The following is a 19,178-nucleotide window of genomic DNA, read 5'->3' as shown; positions in this document are numbered from 1 at the left end:
TGCTCAGCCCAAGGTCGGCGGCTTCGCTTCACGCTCCATCACTTCTTCCAGCAATGTGCGCAGCAGCGCCAAAGACGCCTGCTGACGTTGTACATCGCGGCACACCAGCCCGACTTTCAACGGCACGCGGGGTTCGCTCAGCGGTTTCCACAGCAGATCCTGATCGTCGTACTCCTTCTGCGAACGCCCCGGCAACACTGTCGCCAGTTTGGTATGCGGCAAACTGTCGAGAATCCCGACCATATTGTTCAGTTCGGCCTGCACCTGCGGGCGGCGTCCGAGGCTGGTCAATTGCGCCTGCCAGATCTGGCGGATCTGGAATTCTTCGCCCAACAGCAACATCGGCAACTCGGCGGCCTGGCGCATCGAGACCTTCTTGAATTCACGCAACGGATGATCCGCCGGGATGACCAGCGTCAGTTCATCTTCGTAGAGCATCACGCCATGCAGGCCCGGCTGGCGTGGCGGTAGATAACTGATGCCGATATCCAATGAGCCGTTGAGCAAGCGCCGTTCGATCTCCAGCCCGGTCAACTCATAGATTTGCACCACAAGGTGTGGCTGAGCCTTGCGCACCCGCTCCAGCATTTGCGGCACCAGACTGGTGTGAACCGTCTGCAACACGCCAATCGCCAAAGTGCGCAACGCCTGACCCTTGAAGTTTCCTAACGCCTCACGCGCCCGTTGCAAGCCGTCAAGCAAGGGCAGGGCGTGGTTATACAACGTATGCGCGGCGAGGGTTGGCAGCAGGCGTTTGCTGCTGCGCTCGAATAGCGTCACGTCGAGGTTTTGCTCGAGCTGGCGAATCTGCTGCGACAACGCCGGTTGCGAGATTGACAGGCGTTCAGCGGCCCGGCCGACATGGCCCTCTTCGTAGACCGCGACGAAATAACGCAGTTGTTTGAAATCCATAAGTAATGCTTATCGAAAATGCTGGTAAATCGAAATGGCCCGAAGCCGTCAGTGAGCCTAGTCTAACCGCAATCACAAGGCTTACAGGGCCAGAGAGCGCGATGAATAGCGTTTGCTTCTACAGTGTTTGCATAGGCAGTTCAAAAAACCTCGAACGGGGTTTTTTCCAATGAATCTGTTCAGTTTGCGGCGTCAGGCGCCGAGTCTTGATGATCTGGCGTTCGAGGCTGGCCCTTCAGACCTCAGCGAGAACCTGAGCGCCGAGCGGCTAATGCCTAGCGTCGAGCGGCCTCAGCAAGTTTTCGTTCGCGGTCAGGGTTCCTGGCTGTGGGACAGCAACGACCGTGCGTACCTCGACTTTTCTCAGGCTGGCGGCGCCAACAGCCTTGGCCACAGTCCTTCGGCACTGGTCAAAGCCATCGCCAGTCAGGCTCAGGCCCTGATCAATCCCGGTTTCAATTTGCACAATCGCGGCATGCTCAGTCTTGCCGAGCGCCTCTGCGCCAGTACGTCCAGCGATCAGGCCTATTTGCTCAACAGCGGCAGTGAAGCGTGTGAAGCGGCGATCAAACTCGCGCGCAAATGGGGGCAACTGCATCGCGGTGGCGCCTCGCGGATCATTGTTGCGAAGCAAGGCTGTCATGGCCGTAGTCTGGCGACGATTTCGGCGTCGGACAGTTGCAACCTGCACAACCGTTTCGCGCCACTGCTGCCCGGCTTCGATCTGGTGCCGTTCAACGACTTGCCGGCGCTGCACGCGGCGGTCGATGCGCAGACCGTGGCGATCATGCTTGAGCCGATCCAGAGCGATGCCGGGGTCGTGCCGGCCACCGAGCTGTACCTCAAAGGTGTCGAACGTCTGTGCCGTGAGTTGGGCATTCTGCTGATCCTCGACGAAGTACAAACCGGCATCGGCCGCTGCGGCACCTTGCTCGCCGAGCAATCCTACGGCGTGCGCGCCGATATCGTCGTGCTCGGCAAAGGGCTTGGCGGCGGTGTGCCGCTGGCAGCGCTATTGGCGCGGGGCAAGGCCTGCTGTTTCGACGCCGGCGAACTCGGCGGCACCCATCACGGTAATGCGCTGATGACGGCGGCCGGTCTGGTGGTGCTCGACAGCGTGCACGACCGCAGTTTTCTCGAACAGGTCAACGACAATGGTCAGCATCTGCGCGAAGGCCTGGCCCGATTGGCGCATCGCTATGGTCACGGCGAACTGCGCGGGCAAGGCCTGTTCTACGGGCTGACTCTGTCAGACGATTCCGCCGACGCGGTGATCCATGCCGCCCTGCACGAAGGCCTGCTGCTCAACGCCCCGCAAGCCAATTGCCTGCGCTTCACCCCGGCACTCACCGTCAGCAAAACCAATATCGACGAAATGCTCCTGCGCCTGGCCCGCGCCTTCTCGCGTGTGCGAACAGCGCAGCTGCAATGCCGCAAAGGGATTGCCGTCTGAGCTGAAGTTTCCTACCCGATTTCAAGAACCGTCTCGCGGTATAACGCACGCCCTACGCCTGATTCTTTTGGCGTGGGGCGTTTTTTTGAGGGTGGTGGTGGCGATCAAATGGCAACTGCACTGAACCCTGACGAACGGCGCGGGTCGATTAGCTTGTATGGCTCATGTGAGCCAACCCCCATTCAGGAGCTGACCCATGGACTTCATTCGCATCATCATCGCCATTCTGTTGCCACCACTGGGTGTGTTTCTGCAGGTCGGGTTTGGCGGGGCGTTCTGGTTGAACATTCTGCTGACGTTGTGCGGGTACATTCCGGGAATCGTGCATGCGGTGTACATCATCGCCAAGCGCTGAGTCCCGCGGCGCTGTATAGATAGCTTTCGCGAGCAGGCTCGCTCCCACAGGAGATTTGTGAGCAACACACATCTAATGTGGGAGCGAGCCTGCTCGCGAATGCAGCGACGCCATTTCCAAATGGGTTCGATGATCAGTCTGCGAGCCCCATCACCCGCCGATAAAACTTGCATTCCTGCTCCAGCGCGTGCGCCTGATTGACCGCGCGGCGGAAGCCGTGGCGCTCGTCGGGGTAGTAATGCGCCTCGACCGGAATGCCGTTCTGCTCCAGCGCCGTGACCATGTCACGGGTCTGTTGCGGAACGACGACCGCATCCAGTTCACCCTGAAAGAAGATCACCGGCACACGGATATTGCTCGCGTGCAGCAGGGGTGTGCGTGCGGCGTAGCGTTCGGCGTCCTGCTCGGGATCGCCGATCAGCCAGTCGAGATAGTCGCCTTCAAATTTGTGTGTCGCCCGAGCCAGCGCCACCGGATCGCTGACCCCGTATAAACTGGCGCCCGCGCGGAAAACCTGATGGAACGCCAAGGCGCACAACGTCGTATAGCCGCCAGCGCTGCCGCCACGAATAAATGCATTGTTGCCGTCGATCATTTCGCGTTCAGCGAGGTATTCCACTACCGCACAGGCATCCTCGACATCCACCTCTCCCCAGCTCAGGTGGAGCGCCTGACGATATTCCCGGCCATAACCACTGCTACCGCGATAGTTGAGATCAGCGACGGCGAAGCCGCGTTGCGTCCAGTACTGGATGCGCGGGTCGAGCATCGGGTAGCAGGCCGACGTCGGGCCGCCATGGATGAACACCACCAGCGGCGGTTTTGCCTCGCCGTTCATGGCCGGGTAAAAGAATCCGTGAGCCTCGCCCGAACCGCTGGGATAACGCAGGGTTTGCGGGCGGCTGATGCGTTCGGCGGGCAGCGGTGCGACACCGCCGGCCAGCACCTTCACTTTACGAGACGCGCGATCAATCGCGATCACGGCGGAAGGACTGATCGGTGAAGCGGCGATGCAGTAGATGAATTGTTCATCGATAGCGAGATGGCGAAAGCGACTGTAATCGCCAGTGAAGTCTTCAGCGCCGAGCGCCAGACGACCGAAACCACCTTCGCTCCAACTGGCCAAAAAGGCTTCGCCGACAGGCAACCAAGTGCAGCCGCCCAATTGCCACGGCGCGGGTGCATGGTCGGCCTCGGCACTCTGGAGCGGTTGCAAGCCATCAGATGTTTCGCCCCACGGCTGCCAGAATCCGCCGCGATCGGTCAGGCACAACAAGCGACCGTTGGCATCGAATCGCGGTTGCTGGATCGACTCTTCAACGCCATCACCCGCCAGGCAGCGCGGTGCTGAAAAGCGGCCATCCGCCACGCGCTCAGCCACCATCAGTCGAGTCGACGTCCACGGCTGATGCGGCCGACTCCACTCTATCCACGCCAACCGCTGGCCATCAGGACTTACCGTCGGCGCGGCGTAAAAGTCCGCGCCTTCGGCCAACACTCGACGAGCACCGTCCGCCAGATCAATCGTCACCAGCCGATGCGTATCGTGCTGCTCCTCAACCGCCAACACCTGCCCATCAGCACAATGCAGATCGCCGTAACGACAATCGCCCGAAGTCAGCGCTTGCGGCTCGCCATCCAGCGCCTGGCGATACAACTGTTGATCCGTCTCACCGACGAAAACCACCCCGTCAGGCGTCAGACAAAATGCGCCGCCACCATATTCGTACACGCGACTGCGCACGCTGAAGCCATTCGGCGTCAGACATTTCGCCACGCCATCGCGCCAATGCCAAATCCGGCACGCCGCATCTTCCGGGCGATATTCATTCCAGAACAAGCCATTGGCGCCGAGTTGCAGTTCGGCGAAGTCCATCCCGGCGGCGACGGCTTGGGTAGCGCTGAAAGGTTCAGCCCTTGGCGATGAGGCGTGAGTTTCGTTCATTGCGAAAGGCCAATTGTTCAATGGTTTGAGTGGCGGTCTCGGCTTCTTCGCGGGCCTTGAGGATCACGCCGTGATGTTCGGACTTGCTGCACACAGGGTCGGCGTTGCTTGCATCACCGGTGAGCATGAACGCCTGACAGCGACAGCCGCCGAAGTCCTTTTCTTTCTCGTCGCAGGAGCGGCACGGCTCGGGCATCCAGTCGTAACCGCGAAAGCGGTTGAAGCCGAACGAGTCGTACCAGATGTGCTGCATGCTGTGGTCGCGCACGTTGGGAAATTGTACCGGCATCTGCCGGGCGCCATGACAGGGCAGAGCGGTGCCGTCCGGTGTGACCGTCAGGAAGATGCTGCCCCAGCCGTTCATGCAGGCTTTCGGGCGTTCTTCGTAATAGTCCGGAGTGACGAAAATCAGCTTGCACGGATGCCCTTCGGCTTCCAGTTTGGCCCGGTATTCATTGGTGATGCGTTCAGCGCGTACCAGTTGCTCTTTGGTCGGCAACAGGCCGACACGATTGAGCTGCGCCCAACCATAGAACTGGCAGGTGGCAAGTTCCACGAAGTCGGCTTCCAGCGCGATACACAGCTCGATGATGCGGTCGATCTTGTCGATGTTGTGCCGATGGGTGACGAAGTTCAGCACCATCGGGTAGCCGTGAGCCTTGACCGCGCGGGCCATTTCCAGCTTCTGCGCGAAGGCCTTTTTTGAGCCGGCCAACAAGTTGTTCACTTGCTCGTCGCTGGCCTGAAAACTGATCTGGATGTGATCGAGCCCAGCCTTTTTGAAGTCGCTGATTTTCTGCTCGGTGAGGCCGATGCCAGAGGTGATCAGGTTGGTGTAGAAACCCAGCTTGCGCGCCTCGGCAATCAGCTCCGCAAGGTCCTGACGCACCAGCGGCTCGCCGCCGGAAAAGCCCAGTTGCGCGGCGCCCATCTCCCGCGCTTCACGAAACACCTTGATCCACTGCTCGGTGCTCAGCTCCTTGCCCTGCTCGGCGAAATCCAGTGGATTGGAGCAGTACGGGCATTGCAGCGGGCAGCGGTAGGTCAGCTCAGCGAGCAGCCACAGCGGCAGGCCGACTTCAGGCTTGGGCGGCAGATCAGGCAAGTTCGATCCAGTGCTGCGCACGGGCAACCTCCATGAATTGCTCGATGTCTTCACCGAGCTCTGGCACGCCGGGGAACTGCTCATCGAGTTGGGCGATGATCGCCGCGACATCACGTTCGCCGTCAATCAAACCGCCGATCAACGCAGCGGTTTGGTTGAGTTTGATCATGCCTTCCGGATACAGCAACACATGGCCTTTCTGCGCCGGTTCGTACTGGAAGCGGTAGCCGGGACGCCAGGTCGGGGTTTTGCTGCGGTCGAAACTCATAAGGTGATTCCTTTATGCCAGACGCGTTGTTCGGTGACGCTGTGATACGGCGGACGTTTCAGTTCGTAGGCCATGCTCATGGCATCGAGCATGCTCCAAAGAATGTCCAGTTTGAACTGGAGAATTTCCAGCATGCGCTCCTGTCCTGCGCGTGTCTTGTAGTGCTCCAGCGTGATCGCCAGACCGTGCTCGACATCCCGCCGCGCCTGACCGAGGCGGGTACGGAAATACTCGTAACCGGCCGGGTCGATCCACGGGTAATGCTGCGGCCAGCTGTCGAGGCGCGACTGATGGATCTGCGGCGCGAACAGCTCGGTCAGCGAGCTGCTGGCGGCTTCCTGCCAACTGGCGCGGCGGGCAAAGTTGACGTAGGCGTCGACGGCGAAACGCACGCCGGGCAGCACCAGTTCCTGGGAGCGCAGTTGATCCGGGTCGAGGCCGACGGCCTGGCCGAGCCGCAGCCACGCTTCGATGCCGCCGTCTTCACCGGGTGCGCCGTCGTGGTCGAGCAGGCGCTGAATCCATTCGCGACGGATTTCGCGATCCGGGCAATTGGCGAGGATCGCCGCGTCTTTCAGGGGGATGTTCACCTGATAGTAGAAACGGTTGGCGACCCAGCCCTGAATCTGCTCGCGTGTGGCGCGACCTTCGTACATCGCCACGTGATACGGGTGATAGATGTGGTAGTAGGCGCCTTTGGCGCGCAGGGCCGCTTCGAATTCGGCGGGGGACATTGGTTGATCGGTCATTGCGGTTCTCCGGGGAACAACCCTAGAAATCTCTTTTGTTGGTACTGGCCTCTTCGCGAGCAGGCTCGCTCCCACAGGTTGAACGCTTTCGAATGTGGGAGCGAGCCTGCTCGCGAATGCCGCGCAACGGTCTCAACGGTTACAGCACAATACTCATGCCGTCATACGCCACTTCAACATCACGTCGCGCCAGCTCTGCACGCTCCGGCGAATCCTCATCGAGAATCGGGTTGGTGTTGTTGATGTGGATAAGCACCTTGCGCTGCTCGGGAAGCTGTTCCAGCACTTCGAGCATGCCGCCAGGCCCGTTCTGTGCCAGATGGCCCATCTCGCGCCCGGTGCGGGTGCCGACGCCACGGCGCTGCATCTCATCGTCATCCCACATCGTGCCGTCGACCAACAGGCAATCGCTGCCCGCCATGATCTCCAGCAGCGGTGCGTCGACCTTGCCCAACCCCGGCGCGTAGAACAATTTGCCGCCAGTCTTCAGGTCTTCGACGATCAAACCGATGTTGTCGCCAGGATGCGGATCAAAGCGGTGCGGCGAATACGGTGGCGCTGCACTGCGCAGTGGCAACGGGGTAAAGCGCAGGTTCGGGCACGCCGCAACCGTGAAGCTCTGATCGAGTTCGATGCGGTTCCAGTCCAGCCCACCGTTCCAGTGGGTAAGCATCTTGAACAGCGGGAAACCGGTGCTGAGGTCTTCGTGAACCATGTCCGTGCACCAGACCTGATGCGGGCAGCCTTCGCGCAGGCTGAGCAGGCCGGTGGTGTGGTCGATCTGGCTGTCCATCAGGATGATCGCGCTGATGCCGGTGTCACGCAGGGCGCGGCCTGGTTGCATCGGAGCAAAGCTTTGCAGCTGCGCGCGGATGTCCGGCGAGGCGTTGCACAGCACCCAGTTCACGCCGTCATCGGAAATCGCGATGGACGATTGGGTGCGGGCCTTGGCATTCAGGCTGCCGTCGCGAAAGCCTGCGCAGTTGACGCAGTTGCAGTTCCACTGCGGAAAACCGCCACCGGCGGCCGAACCCAGAATCTGGACGAACATGAACGCTCCATCATTTCAACGCTGAAAATAAAACGCCCCGGCGAGCCGAGGCGTTGCACTGCAATTCTACGTAAGCAGAACTCAGCGGCTGGCGAAGTACATGGTGACTTCGAAGCCGATGCGCAGGTCGGTGTAAGCAGGTTTTGTCCAGGACATAAGGTGACTCCTCAATGGGTGGGTGGGATAGCGCTATCCATAGGTATAGTCCACGGCAGCGCAGGGATGTTCCAAATAGTTAGGCTGCTATGTTACTCAAAATTTCCAGGTGATGGCCCGTGAATCTTTGAGAAAGCTCCTTGCAGCGTTGGTAATGATCATTTTGCCGCTTGCCAAGGCGCGCCGGGCGCCGGCTCGTTGGCGAGGCAGAGCCAGCCGCCTTCGGCAGTGTTTAACCGTTGCGCCGCTGCCAGCAGTGTCGGTCGATCGAGGCGGCCGATTGCGCCGGCCAGTTGCACCAGGTAATCCGACGAGTGGCCAGCGAGTTTCGCCTGCCAGAGCAGCTCGGCAGCGTTTTGGGTCGACAGATTGCTGCCGTCGAATTGCTCGGCGAGCACTTGACCGAGTTGCTTGAGCCCCTCGTCATCAAGGTTCTCGATCAGTACGGCAGTGCCTGCGATGAATTGCTCAATGTGCTTGAGCAGGTCCGTGGTCGCGACGTCAGGCGATTGCACACCGAACAGCAACCCGGTCTGGCCATGTATTTGTCGCAGCGCGCTGAACACTGCGTAACCCAGCTGCAATTCTCCGCGCAGGCGCTGATAGAAGGGCGTCTGGCACAGTTGTGCAAGCATACGCCAGGCGGCCTCGTCGGTGATGTCGCGGCTGGCGGTCGGGCAAAACAGCAGCAAGGCATGTTCGCTGGACGCGGTGTCGATGTGGCGCCACAGATGTTGGGGCGGGAGCGCTGCCGGTGCCGGCAATTGATTGTCCGGGATGCCCGGAATGCGGCTCAGGGCCAAACCCATGGCGGATTGAGTCTGTGGGCTGAGGCCCAGGGCCAGGCCGTCCCAGCGCGAAGTTGTCCACAGGTGTTTGGCATCGTCACTGGTTTTCGCTGTTTCAAGGCCATGCTCCGGGAACGCCTTCAGCAGTTTACGGATGGGCATCAACGCCGTTTCTGCTTCGCCCTGCGCGGAATTGGCGTCTACTTGCGTCAGACATTTCAGCGCGTGTTCAAGGACGCCGGGCATCGGCTCTTGCAGGCCGATCAGTTTCAGCAGCCATTGATTTCCGGAAGTGCTGAGCGATACCTCGACCCCGGCCTGACGCGCGTCATCCTGAGTTTCTCGCAGGCTGCGCAACAGCTTCGCTTGCACGTCTGCAGTGGCCGCGGCCTGCAACTGCCAGCGCAAATAAATCGCACCGTCATCAGTGGTGTCTGGCAATGCCTGGCTGAACAGCATCGGCGAGCGTTCACGGCGACCGCGCGAGCGATCCTGAGCGAACGTGCGCAGGCCACGGTGGGCGCTGGTTTGCCCGCGAATCAGACCGGCGTTGGCCAGCGGTTCGCTGGCGCGCAGAAAGGGGTTGGCGGCAGGCAGGTGCCAGTGATCACTGAAGTTATCCACAACGCCGATTTCGCGGAGGATTTGTGTCAGGGCTTGAGCGCCGAAATCGGTCAGCCCGTTTTCTCGCTGTTCACTGTCGAGCCGCGCCAATTGCAGTGCGCCACTGACTTGTTGCTGACGCTTGAGCAGGGCTGCATATTCCTCGCGAAGGGGCGTCCAGTTCTGTTGCGCGAAGAAGCTCAGCCAATCCAACACGTGTTCGCCAATGGCATTCAGCGATTCGGTGGCAGCGCTGAACTCCAGGTGCAGCAGCGCCTGCCCGGCAAAGTGGTACAGCGGCGCGGCTTTCAAATCGCCGGCCAGCCCCTGATTTTGCAAAAAGACCAACAATCCACCCGGTTTGGCGTTGTTCAGCCAATGGCAGAGAAACGCCAAAGCCTCTACCGAGGCGTCGGGCAAAGCGTCGAACGCGAACAGCAGATCGCCGCGTCGCTCACCGACCTGTTGATAACTTTTCACCGCCAGCGGGATGGGAGCGGCCTGGGTAACTTTATCCCCAACCGGTAATGCCGTCGCAAACTGCTCCGCCAGCGTGCGCAATTGATCAACGCTCTGCGGCCCCACCAGGCTCAGGGTCATCTGTCCGGTGCGATAAAACTGCTGGTGGAAACCTTGCAACGCCTGTTGAAACCCAGGTTGCTCAATTTGCAGGCTGTCCCGATTCCCCGCATGAAAGCCGCGTAACGGATGCGCTGCCGGTAAACCTTCGTACAGCGCAAACTGCTGCTGCGCCGCAGGATCCTGCGACCATGCGACAAATTCCGCCTGCAACACTTCCCGTTCCCGCCGTTGATCGTCCAGATTCATACGCGGCTTGGTGAGCATGTCTGACAGACGCTCCAGCCCACCGCTGAATGCAGCGGTCGGCAACTCAAAGAAAAAGTCAGTACTGCGTTCGCGAGTGCTGGCATTCACCTGACCGCCGTAACTTTGCACGTAGGCCATCAGCCCTTCGTTTGCAGGAAAACGCGCAGTGCCGAGAAACAGCAAATGCTCAAGAAAATGCGCCAGTCCCGGCCACGCCAATGGCACGTCATGGCTGCCAGCAGCCACTCGCAACGCCGCAGCGCTGCGCTTCAGACCGGGCACGTGACGCAGGGTCACGCGCAAGCCGTTGGCCAGGGTTTCAGTGTGGGTGCGGGGGTGAGTCGGCGCAGGCATGGGCACTTCCAGAACAGTGAAGTGCCAATGCTAGCGGATTAGCGCTTGCCGAGCGCGCTGTAAAGCTCGGGGCGACGGTCTTGCAGGTAACGATTGGCAGCGCGGGAGTCGAGCATCAACTGCCGATCCAGCTCGCCGACGATCAACGCTTCATCGAGCCCGGCCTGCGCGATACGGCTGCCATCCGGTGCGGCGATGCTGCTTTGCCCGCAATAGTGAATGTCGCCTTCGCTGCCGCAATAGTTGGCGTATGCCACGTAACACTGGTTTTCGAAGGCTCGAGAACGCACGGTGACGTCCGCGACGAAATCGAACGGAATCATGTTCGCCGTCGGCACCAGAATCAGCTCGGCGCCGGCGAGCGCCAGGCGTCGAGTGTTTTCCGGAAACTCCAGGTCGTAGCAAATCAACAAACCAAGCTTCCAGCCATTGAGTTCGACGATAGGGAAATCATCGTCGCCGGGGCTGAACATCGAACGGTCGAGATCGCCGAACAGGTGCGTCTTGCGGTAATTGCACAGACGCTCGCCGTGCGCATCGATCAATTGCACGGCGTTGTAGATCTGCCCGTCAGCAGTCCGCTCCGGATAACCGTAGAGGATCGCCAGACCGGCAGATTTGGCGATCCGACCGATCTGCTGCGCCCATTCACCGTTGTAGACCTCGGCCAACGTGCTGACCGCCTCGGCGCCAATGTTGTAGCCGGTCATGAACATCTCCGGCAGCACCAGCAGGTCGGCGCCCTTGGCCTCCATCGCCAGTTGATGCAGACGTTGCAAGTTGGCGGCGGGGTCCAGTGGTAGCGGTGGACATTGGTAAAGGGCTACACGCATCAGGGATTCCTCTTACTCGGGCAGGGCGATAGGGCCGATGTCTTTGAACACATCACCTGGCCCCGGGTTCGCTTTATGTGTCGACCCGCCAAAATGTTTCATGATCCCCCACACCGCGTTGAGCGAGGTCTGCACTGCGCCTTCGACCCAGGCCGGCGTCCATGAAACGTCATCGCCAGCGATGAAAATCCCGCGCTGCTCGGCTGGCATCTCGTCCTGCATGAAGTGCGCGTACATGCGCTGGTTGTAGCGATAGTGGCCGGGCAGGGCGCCTTTGAAGGCGCCGAGGAAGTGTGGGTCGGCTTCCCACGATACGGTGATCGGATCGCCAATGATCCGCGCGGCAATGTCGACTTTCGGGTAGATCTTTTTCAGTGCGTTCAGCGCCAGTTCTACGCGTTTTTCCACAGGGTGCGGAAGCATCTTCAGCGCATCGCTCATCCACGAATACGACAGGCAGATCACGCCCGGTTTGTCGTCGCCGTTGTCGAACAGGTAGGTGCCACGGGTCAGGCGATCGGTGAGGGTCATGCTCATCAGGTCACGGCCGGTTTCCGGGTCCTTGTCCTTCCAGAACGGCCGGTCGACCATCACAAAAGTCTTCGACGACTGCATGTAGCGGGTGCGGTCCAGGGCCATCCACATTTTCTGCGAGAACAGAGTTTCGTCGCATTCGATCTGAGTGGTCAGCAGCCAGCTCTGGCACGTGGTCAGCACGGCAGCGTATTCGCGGGTGTCGCCGTTATTGTCGGTGACGGCGAAGCGGCCGTCCGGTGCGTGGGCAATTTTCTTCACGCCCGAGCGCGGCGCGCCACGGTGCAATGATTTCAGGCTGGTGCCTTCTGGCCAGTGCACGCAACGCTCCGGCACATGACGCCAGATGCCTTGCGGCACTTGTTCGACGCCGCCGACTACCAGGTGCTGGTGATCGTCGCAGTTGGTCATCACCACGCGGAAGATTTCCAGCATCGAATTGGGAAAGTCCGAGTCCCAGCCGCCAGTGCCAAAACCGACCTGACCGAACACTTCGCGGTGATGGAACGACAATTTGGCGAAGGCTTCCGAAGTGGCGACGAAGTCATAGAACGTGCGGTCGTCCCACAGCGGCACCAAGGTATTCCACAGCTCTTTGAGGCGTGGCACATCGCGGTCGCGGATCGCTTGCTGGATATCGGCGAACTGCGAACCGGCTTCCAGCGCATCCGCCCAGGCGTCAGCCACTTCCTGGAACAGTGCAGGAAGATCCGCCAGTTTCTGTGCGTAATGGGTTTTGCCTTCCAGATCGATCACGGTGCTGCCGGAGGCCGGTGTCAGCGGGTTCGGGAAGGGTTTTGTCTCAAGCCCGAGCTTGTCGACGTAGTGATAGAACGCGGTGGACGACACCGGAAAGCGCATCCCGCCCAGTTCCGCGACGATGCCGTCAGTGCCGTTGAACGCTTGCGAACGCAAACGCCCACCAAGCTTCGACGCCTCATAAACCACCGGCTTCAGGCCGAGCTTCATCAGCTCGTAAGCCGCCACCAGGCCGGCGATGCCCGCGCCGACAATCGCCACTTCAGCGCCATGATTGTGTTCAGGGATAGTGCCGAGACCGGCCGGGTGTTCGATCCAGTCGTCAAACGCGAACGGAAAGTCCGGGCCGAAAATGGTGACTGGTTTCTTACCGTCTGCAGGATGGCGATTGTTCTTGTTCATGGCTGACCTTGCTGGCGACCCGACGCAGGATGCGCGTCTGAGTATAGGAAAAGATGCCAGCCATTCTAGGGAGCGTCGAACACGTTAATAAGACGCAATGTGTCGTCGTTTCGCCAATACCCTGATCAATATGACGACCCATGACTTCACACCGACCAAAATGTGGGAGCGAGCCTGCTCGCGAATAGGCCCTATAGTCCACCCGAGACGTCCGGCCAAAACCTAAACCGGCTGCCCCCGATCAATCTTGCTACTCAAAATGATCGACGTGGTGGTCTTCTCCACCCCATCCACTCCGCCAATCTGATCCAGCAACTGATCCAGCTGCTCCGGCGAATCCGTGCGCAACCACGCCACATAATCAAACTCCCCACTCACCGCACACAGTTGCTGCACCTGCGCCATCGCACTCAACCGACGCACCACCTCTTTGCCGGAACGCGGCTGCACCTTGATCCCGACATAGGCCTGCAAGCCGCCATCAACCACGCGCTGTCCCAAACGCACGCCATAACCGGTGATCACTTTGGCTTTTTCCAGTCGCGCCAATCGTGAGGTCACGGTGGTGCGCGCAATGCCCAACTGGCGAGCAAGCATGGCCACGCTTTCGCGAGCGTTGATCTGCAGGGCGGCGATCAGCTGACGGTCGATTTCATCGAGCACGGGCGGGCGGATTTCTGACAAGGGGGCGGCTCCATGGGTCGCGGGTCTATGGCTTGTGCATGTTACAGGCTCCGCCTCCGAGAAATCTCTGTTGCGCGCGCGCAGTACAGCTTGGTGTTGGTTGCCCTTGTGCGGCTCAAGCGCTATGATCGCCACGTCAGCACAGACCGGAACTTTGGAAACAAAGGGTGTTGATTTCGGTGGCGATAGCCACTCCTAGCCAGTGAGCGGGATAAGCGGGAAACCGTGAAAGGAAAGGCCGATATTGAGAATTACAGAAAGCCCCGATGCGCGAGCATCGGGGCTTTTTGCTTTTTCTCAAACGGATTTCCCCGCATTACGCATTTCCAGGATGTGGCGGACGTTATGTGGTTTACCTTTCGGCAACTTCGCTCGTCCCCATTCAGCGACCTCGTAGGCGGAAATGACTCGAAGCTTGAGTAGGTTCGTTGTGTTCTGCGGTTTGCTGATCGAAAAAAAGACCGCGTAGTCATGTAAATCAAGGCAGTAATAGCGCTGACTGTTTTCTACGTAGAAAGGCACGGCGAGGCCTTTGAAAAAACGCTTGTGAAGGTAATCCGCGATCTGGCTGCAATGGTGACGTTCTGCACAGAAATATCGGGTTTCTCCTCTGTGTCGGAGGGGTTGACCATGACCTTTGGTGTCAGTGAAACAATGGAATCCAAACTCGAGTTTGACGCTTAGCTGCTGCTCCGCCACTTCATAGCTCAGTTCGAAAGGCTGTAAATGCGCCATGCAGTATTTGCGTCCGCCAACTATCAGATCTTTCCATTCCATGGTGATTGTCGCCGGACGCACGCAGAGGGAGAAACGTTGATGCACTCCCGATTGAAATTTGAACGCCCCGAAAATTGGGGGCGCATGAACGGCTGCGCAGGCGTTTAACCGTGCCCGTAGTTTCTATCCACAGAAGGCTGATGACTTAGAACCTTCACCACATCATCAATCACCGCTTTACTCATTGCAGCCAAGTAATGCGCAGCCAGGCATGGCGATCGGTAGCTTTGTCGTAAGCAGCCTCCTCGGCGAAGGCTTTGACTAGAAACAGCATGTCGGAAGCTTGTATCAGTGCATCGCCGATTGGTACGCCGGCGCTGACATGGAAGAGGGGTTGGTTGGCGCAGTAGATGAAAGGGGTGAGGCCGATGGTTTTTAAGTCTGAGGTCGAGTCTGTTTCAGTCATGGCGTAACTCCTGGTGTGAGGAGCTACCACTATCGTTTCCAATCGAATGGGTGGCAGCTGTGCGCAGGTTGGAAAACCGGAAACCAGGAACCGGCACGTCTGAAGACGTCCCACGCACAGCCGCCATAAATCGAGATCGCAAGCGCTGTTGCTGGTTTCTGATTTCGACGGGTTTCCAAGCCCGGCCGCTGATAAGCAGCGACGTCTCGAGAGTATCCCTCCAAGCCTACGCCCAACAGGCTCAACACAGCTCAAAACCATAGCTTCGGAACTTGCCTACAGCCTTCGGGGAAGTCTTCCGAACATTGCGCTTGTCAATCTGAAACCCCAACCACTCGCCCAAGAAAAAGCCGCGCATTTAGCGCGGCTTTCAATTTGGTGGGCCCACACGGACTTGAACCGTGGACCAAAGGATTATGAGTCCTCTGCTCTAACCAACTGAGCTATAGGCCCTCAGTAGGCCGCGGATTATAGCGACGGTTTCTCGGCTGTGCTATCCGAATAATCCGATACGGTTACACGAAGAAACGTTGCGGCGAATTCTTCTGGCGGTAGCGGCAGGCTGACGATGTAGCCCTGGATCTGTTCGCAGCCCTCGGCGGCGAGGAATTGTTGTTGTGCCTGGGTTTCCACGCCCTCGGCGATGACAGTGAATTGCATGCTCCGCCCCAGCGCGATAATGGCACGCACAATCGCTGCGTCGTGGGGGTCATCGGGCAATCCGCGGACGAAAGACTGGTCGATCTTGAGGATGTCCAACGGCAGGCGTTTGAGGTAACTGAGCGAGGAATAGCCAGTGCCGAAGTCATCGATGGCCAGTTGCACGCCGAGGTGTTTGAGTTGGTGCAGGACCGCCAGTGCCTCCTCGGCCTGACTCATGATGAAATTCTCGGTAATTTCCAGTTGCAGTAAATCCGGCCGCAGGCGGTTGTCCTTGAGCAGTTGTTCGATGCGCCCGAGCAGATTTGGCTGGCGCAGTTGCGCGCCGGCGAGATTGACCGAGAGCGGGCCGAGGCTGTCGTAGATCTGGTTCCATTCGAACATCTGCCGGCACGCGGTCTCCAATACCCAGTCGCCGATTTGCAGGATCATGCCGTTCTCTTCGGCCAGCGGGATGAAGTGCTCCGGCGGTACTTCGCCGAAGGTTGGGTGGCGCCAGCGGATCAGCGCTTCAGCACCGACCAGGCTGTGGTCGTCGAGGCTGATTTTCGGTTGGTAGTAAAGAAACAGCTCATCGCGTTCGATGGCCCGGCGCAGTTCGTGCTCCAGCGCCACACGCTCGCTGGCCTGGGCGGTGAGGTCGCGGGTGTAGCTCTCGACGCGGTTGCGGCCCTTGGCTTTGGAGCGGTACATCGCCGCGTCGGCGTTTTTCACCAGCGTGGCCACGTCGCAACCATCGCGCGGATACAGGCTGGTACCGATGCTGGCGCTGATGAAAAATTCGTGTTCGCCGGCCTGGAACGGCGCGCCGAAGCAGTTGAGCAGTTTGGTGGCGATGTTGTCGGCATCGCTGGCCTGTTGCAGGCCAGGCAGCAGGATGATGAATTCGTCGCCGCCCAAGCGCGCCACGGTATCGATATCGCGCAGCTGTTCTTTGAGGCGAACGGCGATCCCCTTGAGTAGCAGGTCGCCGACCGGGTGACCGAGGCTGTCGTTGATGTGTTTGAAACGATCGAGGTCGAGGAACAGCACTGCGCCTTGGCCACCGTTTTCCTGCTGACTGTTCAACGCCGTCAGCAAGCGACTTTCAAACAATGTACGGTTCGGCAGACCGGTCAGCGGATCGTGGTGTGCCTGATAATCAAGCTTCGCCTGGGCGTGCTTGAGGCTGGAGATGTCGGCAAACACGGCGACAAAGTGCGTAATGAATTTGTCACGGTTGCGCACGGCGCTGATGGTCAGCCAGCTCGGATACAGCTCGCCGTTCTTGCGTCGGTTGGATATCTCGCCCTGCCAATGACCTTCGTCGGTCAACTGGTGCCACATCGCTGCGTAAAACGCGCTGTCATGCAGGCCGGAAGCGAGCAAGCGTGGCGTATGGCCGAGGGCTTCGCTTTCGCTGTAACCGGTGATTTCGGTGAAGGCGCGGTTGACCGCGCTGATGTGCTGCTGAGTGTCGGTGATCAGCACGCCTTCGGCAGTGCTTTCGAATACCGTCGCGGCTTGTTGCAGCTTTTCCTGCATCAGATGGCGTTCGGTGATATCGCGGGCGATGGTCAGCATGCAGTCTTCATCACCGATCGGCAGCGGACGGGCGGACACCTCACACAGGCGAATCTGCCCGTCACTGCGGCGAATGTGGCAGCTGAAGTCGCGTACGAAACCGTCGCGGTGCAGCAGATCGAGCATCTGTTTGCGTTCGTTGAGGTTGACCCAGATCCCCAGATCCAGCGCCGAGCGGTCCACCGACATGGCGCTGTTGAAGCCAGTGATACGGCTAAAACCCTCATTTACTTCCAACAGCAAGCCATCGCTCTGTCGCGACAGCAGCAAGCCGTCCGGTGAGGCATGGAAGGCTTTGGCGAACTTCTCTTCCGAGGTTTGCAGTTGTTGTTGGGTTTCCTTGAGCTGGGTGATGTCGCGCACCACAACCACCAGCGCGGGTGTGGTATCCAGATCGAAGGGTTCGGCAGAAATCAGGCCGGTAAAAACCTGGCCATTGTTGCGGCGAAAGGGCATTTCCAGGTTACGGATGCTGCCGGCCTGCAAGCGTTGCAAGAGGCCAGGCCCGACGCCGGGAATTCCCCAGATATTCAGGTCGGTGGCGGTCTGGCCGATGACTTCCTCGGCCTTGAGTCCGATCTGTTCTTCGAAGGCTTCGTTGACCTCCAGCAGGCAGCCGTCGGACAGTCGAGCAATCACCAGAATGTCCGGGCATTGCTGGAACACCGAGGCAAATTTCTGCTCCGAAAGTCGCAGCGCCTCTTCGGTGCGTTTGGTTTCGCTGATGTCGATCATCAAGCCGCGCATGACGGGCTCGTGGCCGTGTTCGATCAGGCTGACGATGTCGCGCACCCACAGGCAGCGACCGTCGGCGGTGATCACTCGGTAATCGAGGCTGTGATCGCGCCCGGCCAGCACTTCATGGTCACAGAAACTCTGGGCGCGGGTCAGATCCGCCGGGTGAATGATGTTGCGCCAGAATCCCGGAATCAGCCAATGCGACAGGGGATAACCGAGCAAGTCTTCAGCGTGGGGCGAGACATAGCTGTAGGTGAAGTCGCTCATCCGCGCTTCCCAGGCAATCGCCGACAAGCTCTCGACCAACCCGCGATAGTGGTATTCGCTGCTGCGTAGTTCCTGTTCGAGGTCGATACGGCGGGCTATTTCTGAGCTCAAGCGGCGGTTAATACGAATAACCACCGCCAGCACGCTGACCAGTACCAGTAATCCGGGCAGGCCGTAAACCAGCAGATCCGACCAGAATGTCCGGTGATCTAGGACGTTGCCGACCCAATGCTCCTGAATGCTGCTGATTTCGTCCGGGCTCATGTCGGCGAGGACTTTGTCCAGAATGCCGACCAGCACCTTGTTGTCGCGTGGCACGCCCATCGCCAGTTGATAGCGATACGGGGTTTCGCCGCTGACATACAGACCGTCGAGTTTGAGTTGGCGCAGGCTCCAGACGCTGGAGGCGAGGTCACCGACGACAGCGTCCACTTCGTCGGTTGCCAGAGCCTGCAATGCCGAGCTGACATTGGGCATGGCTACCAGGTTCAGGTCCGGGTGATGGGTGCGCAGCAGTTCATGTGGCGCGTAGTTTTCAACCACGGCGATTTTCAGGCCGTAGAGGTCTTCAAGTTTGCGCGGTTGCGCGCCGCCGACATGAGCGAGGATGACAATTGGAAAGTCGAGATAGGGGCGGGTAAATGACAGATAGGTCTGGCGTTCCGGGGTCGACATGATGCCCGGCAGCAGATCGATCTTGCCTTGTTTGACCTGCTCCAGCACCACGGTCCAGTTGACCGGCTCGATCGGTGTGAGTTTGATCGCCAGACGTTGGCGAATCACGTCGATATAGTCAGCCGCAAGGCCTTGGTAGCGCGCCTGATCGTCGCGAAACTCAAAGGGCGGCCACGAAGCGTCGACACCCAGACGCAAGTCCGGGTGAGCCGCCAGCCAGCTACGTTCTTCATCGGTCAGAGTCAGCGCGTCAGCGGTTGCGGTCCAGATCATCAGTGACAGCAAAAAAAGCACGGACGCCAATCTGGGCATA

15 protein-coding genes, 1 tRNA gene and 1 pseudogene are annotated in these 19,178 nt (G+C 59.5%); 2 read left to right on the top strand and 15 right to left on the bottom strand.

Features of this window, described 5'->3' with window-relative positions:
- Nucleotides 1-3: 3 nt before the first annotated feature.
- Nucleotides 4-912 carry a LysR family transcriptional regulator gene (locus JFT81_RS21025; RefSeq protein ID WP_201228774.1) on the bottom strand — a complete coding sequence of 303 codons (909 nt, stop codon included), beginning with the start codon at nt 910-912 and terminating at the stop codon, nt 4-6.
- 169 nt (nt 913-1,081) lie between these two features.
- Between JFT81_RS21025 and JFT81_RS21020 the strand changes: the two genes are divergently transcribed.
- Nucleotides 1,082-2,365, top strand: a complete 1,284-nt coding sequence (locus tag JFT81_RS21020; RefSeq protein ID WP_201228773.1) for an aminotransferase class III-fold pyridoxal phosphate-dependent enzyme — start codon at nt 1,082-1,084, stop codon at nt 2,363-2,365.
- Between the two features lie 196 nt (nt 2,366-2,561).
- Nucleotides 2,562-2,720 (top strand): YqaE/Pmp3 family membrane protein, encoded by a 159-nt coding sequence (locus tag JFT81_RS21015; protein WP_003228885.1) that lies wholly within the window; start codon nt 2,562-2,564, stop codon nt 2,718-2,720.
- 133 nt (nt 2,721-2,853) lie between these two features.
- On the opposite strand, the gene JFT81_RS21010 is transcribed toward JFT81_RS21015, so the two are convergent.
- The 14 genes and pseudogenes from JFT81_RS21010 to JFT81_RS20945 all read right to left on the bottom strand — a co-directional run bounded on the left by JFT81_RS21010 (nt 2,854) and on the right by JFT81_RS20945 (nt 19,177).
- A complete protein-coding gene (locus tag JFT81_RS21010; RefSeq protein ID WP_201228772.1) occupies nt 2,854-4,665 on the bottom strand; it encodes a S9 family peptidase in 1,812 nt (603 codons plus the stop codon).
- Nucleotides 4,631-5,791, bottom strand: a complete 1,161-nt coding sequence (gene pqqE, locus JFT81_RS21005; RefSeq protein WP_201228771.1) for a pyrroloquinoline quinone biosynthesis protein PqqE — start codon at nt 5,789-5,791, stop codon at nt 4,631-4,633. Before pqqE ends, JFT81_RS21010 begins: the two co-directional genes overlap by 35 nt.
- Nucleotides 5,763-6,038 (bottom strand): pyrroloquinoline quinone biosynthesis peptide chaperone PqqD, encoded by a 276-nt coding sequence (pqqD, locus tag JFT81_RS21000; protein WP_201228770.1) that lies wholly within the window; start codon nt 6,036-6,038, stop codon nt 5,763-5,765. Before pqqD ends, pqqE begins: the two co-directional genes overlap by 29 nt.
- A complete protein-coding gene (pqqC, locus tag JFT81_RS20995) occupies nt 6,035-6,787 on the bottom strand; it encodes a pyrroloquinoline-quinone synthase PqqC (protein ID WP_201228769.1) in 753 nt (250 codons plus the stop codon). Before pqqC ends, pqqD begins: the two co-directional genes overlap by 4 nt.
- 139 nt (nt 6,788-6,926) lie before the next feature.
- Nucleotides 6,927-7,838 (bottom strand): pyrroloquinoline quinone biosynthesis protein PqqB, encoded by a 912-nt coding sequence (gene pqqB, locus JFT81_RS20990; RefSeq protein WP_201228768.1) that lies wholly within the window; start codon nt 7,836-7,838, stop codon nt 6,927-6,929.
- 81 nt (nt 7,839-7,919) lie between these two features.
- Nucleotides 7,920-7,994, bottom strand: a complete 75-nt coding sequence (gene pqqA / locus JFT81_RS20985; protein ID WP_003422658.1) for a pyrroloquinoline quinone precursor peptide PqqA — start codon at nt 7,992-7,994, stop codon at nt 7,920-7,922.
- Between the two features lie 158 nt (nt 7,995-8,152).
- Nucleotides 8,153-10,567, bottom strand: coding sequence for a pyrroloquinoline quinone biosynthesis protein PqqF (pqqF, locus tag JFT81_RS20980; RefSeq protein WP_201228766.1), 2,415 nt, complete (start codon nt 10,565-10,567; stop codon nt 8,153-8,155).
- Between the two features lie 38 nt (nt 10,568-10,605).
- Nucleotides 10,606-11,400 (bottom strand): carbon-nitrogen hydrolase family protein, encoded by a 795-nt coding sequence (locus JFT81_RS20975; protein ID WP_201228764.1) that lies wholly within the window; start codon nt 11,398-11,400, stop codon nt 10,606-10,608.
- A gap of 12 nt (nt 11,401-11,412) precedes the next feature.
- Complete coding sequence (locus JFT81_RS20970; protein WP_201228762.1) at nt 11,413-13,095, bottom strand: NAD(P)/FAD-dependent oxidoreductase; 1,683 nt, start codon at nt 13,093-13,095, stop codon at nt 11,413-11,415.
- Between the two features lie 222 nt (nt 13,096-13,317).
- Nucleotides 13,318-13,779, bottom strand: a complete 462-nt coding sequence (locus JFT81_RS20965) for an Lrp/AsnC family transcriptional regulator (protein WP_201228760.1) — start codon at nt 13,777-13,779, stop codon at nt 13,318-13,320.
- Between the two features lie 297 nt (nt 13,780-14,076).
- A complete protein-coding gene (locus tag JFT81_RS20960; protein WP_201230601.1) occupies nt 14,077-14,514 on the bottom strand; it encodes a hypothetical protein in 438 nt (145 codons plus the stop codon).
- A gap of 146 nt (nt 14,515-14,660) precedes the next feature.
- Nucleotides 14,661-14,962: pseudogene (locus JFT81_RS20955) on the bottom strand (DUF3077 domain-containing protein).
- Nucleotides 14,963-15,338: 376 nt separating this feature from the next.
- Nucleotides 15,339-15,415: transfer RNA gene (locus JFT81_RS20950), tRNA-Ile, on the bottom strand.
- Nucleotides 15,416-15,430: 15 nt separating this feature from the next.
- Nucleotides 15,431-19,177, bottom strand: a complete 3,747-nt coding sequence (locus tag JFT81_RS20945; protein WP_201228758.1) for a bifunctional diguanylate cyclase/phosphodiesterase — start codon at nt 19,175-19,177, stop codon at nt 15,431-15,433.
- Between the last annotated feature and the right edge of the window lies 1 nt (nt 19,178).

Origin of the sequence: Pseudomonas sp. TH43 (assembly GCF_016650635.1) — a bacterium.
Classification (GTDB): Bacteria; Pseudomonadota; Gammaproteobacteria; order Pseudomonadales; family Pseudomonadaceae; genus Aquipseudomonas.
This window is presented reverse-complemented; position numbering and strand designations above follow the sequence as displayed.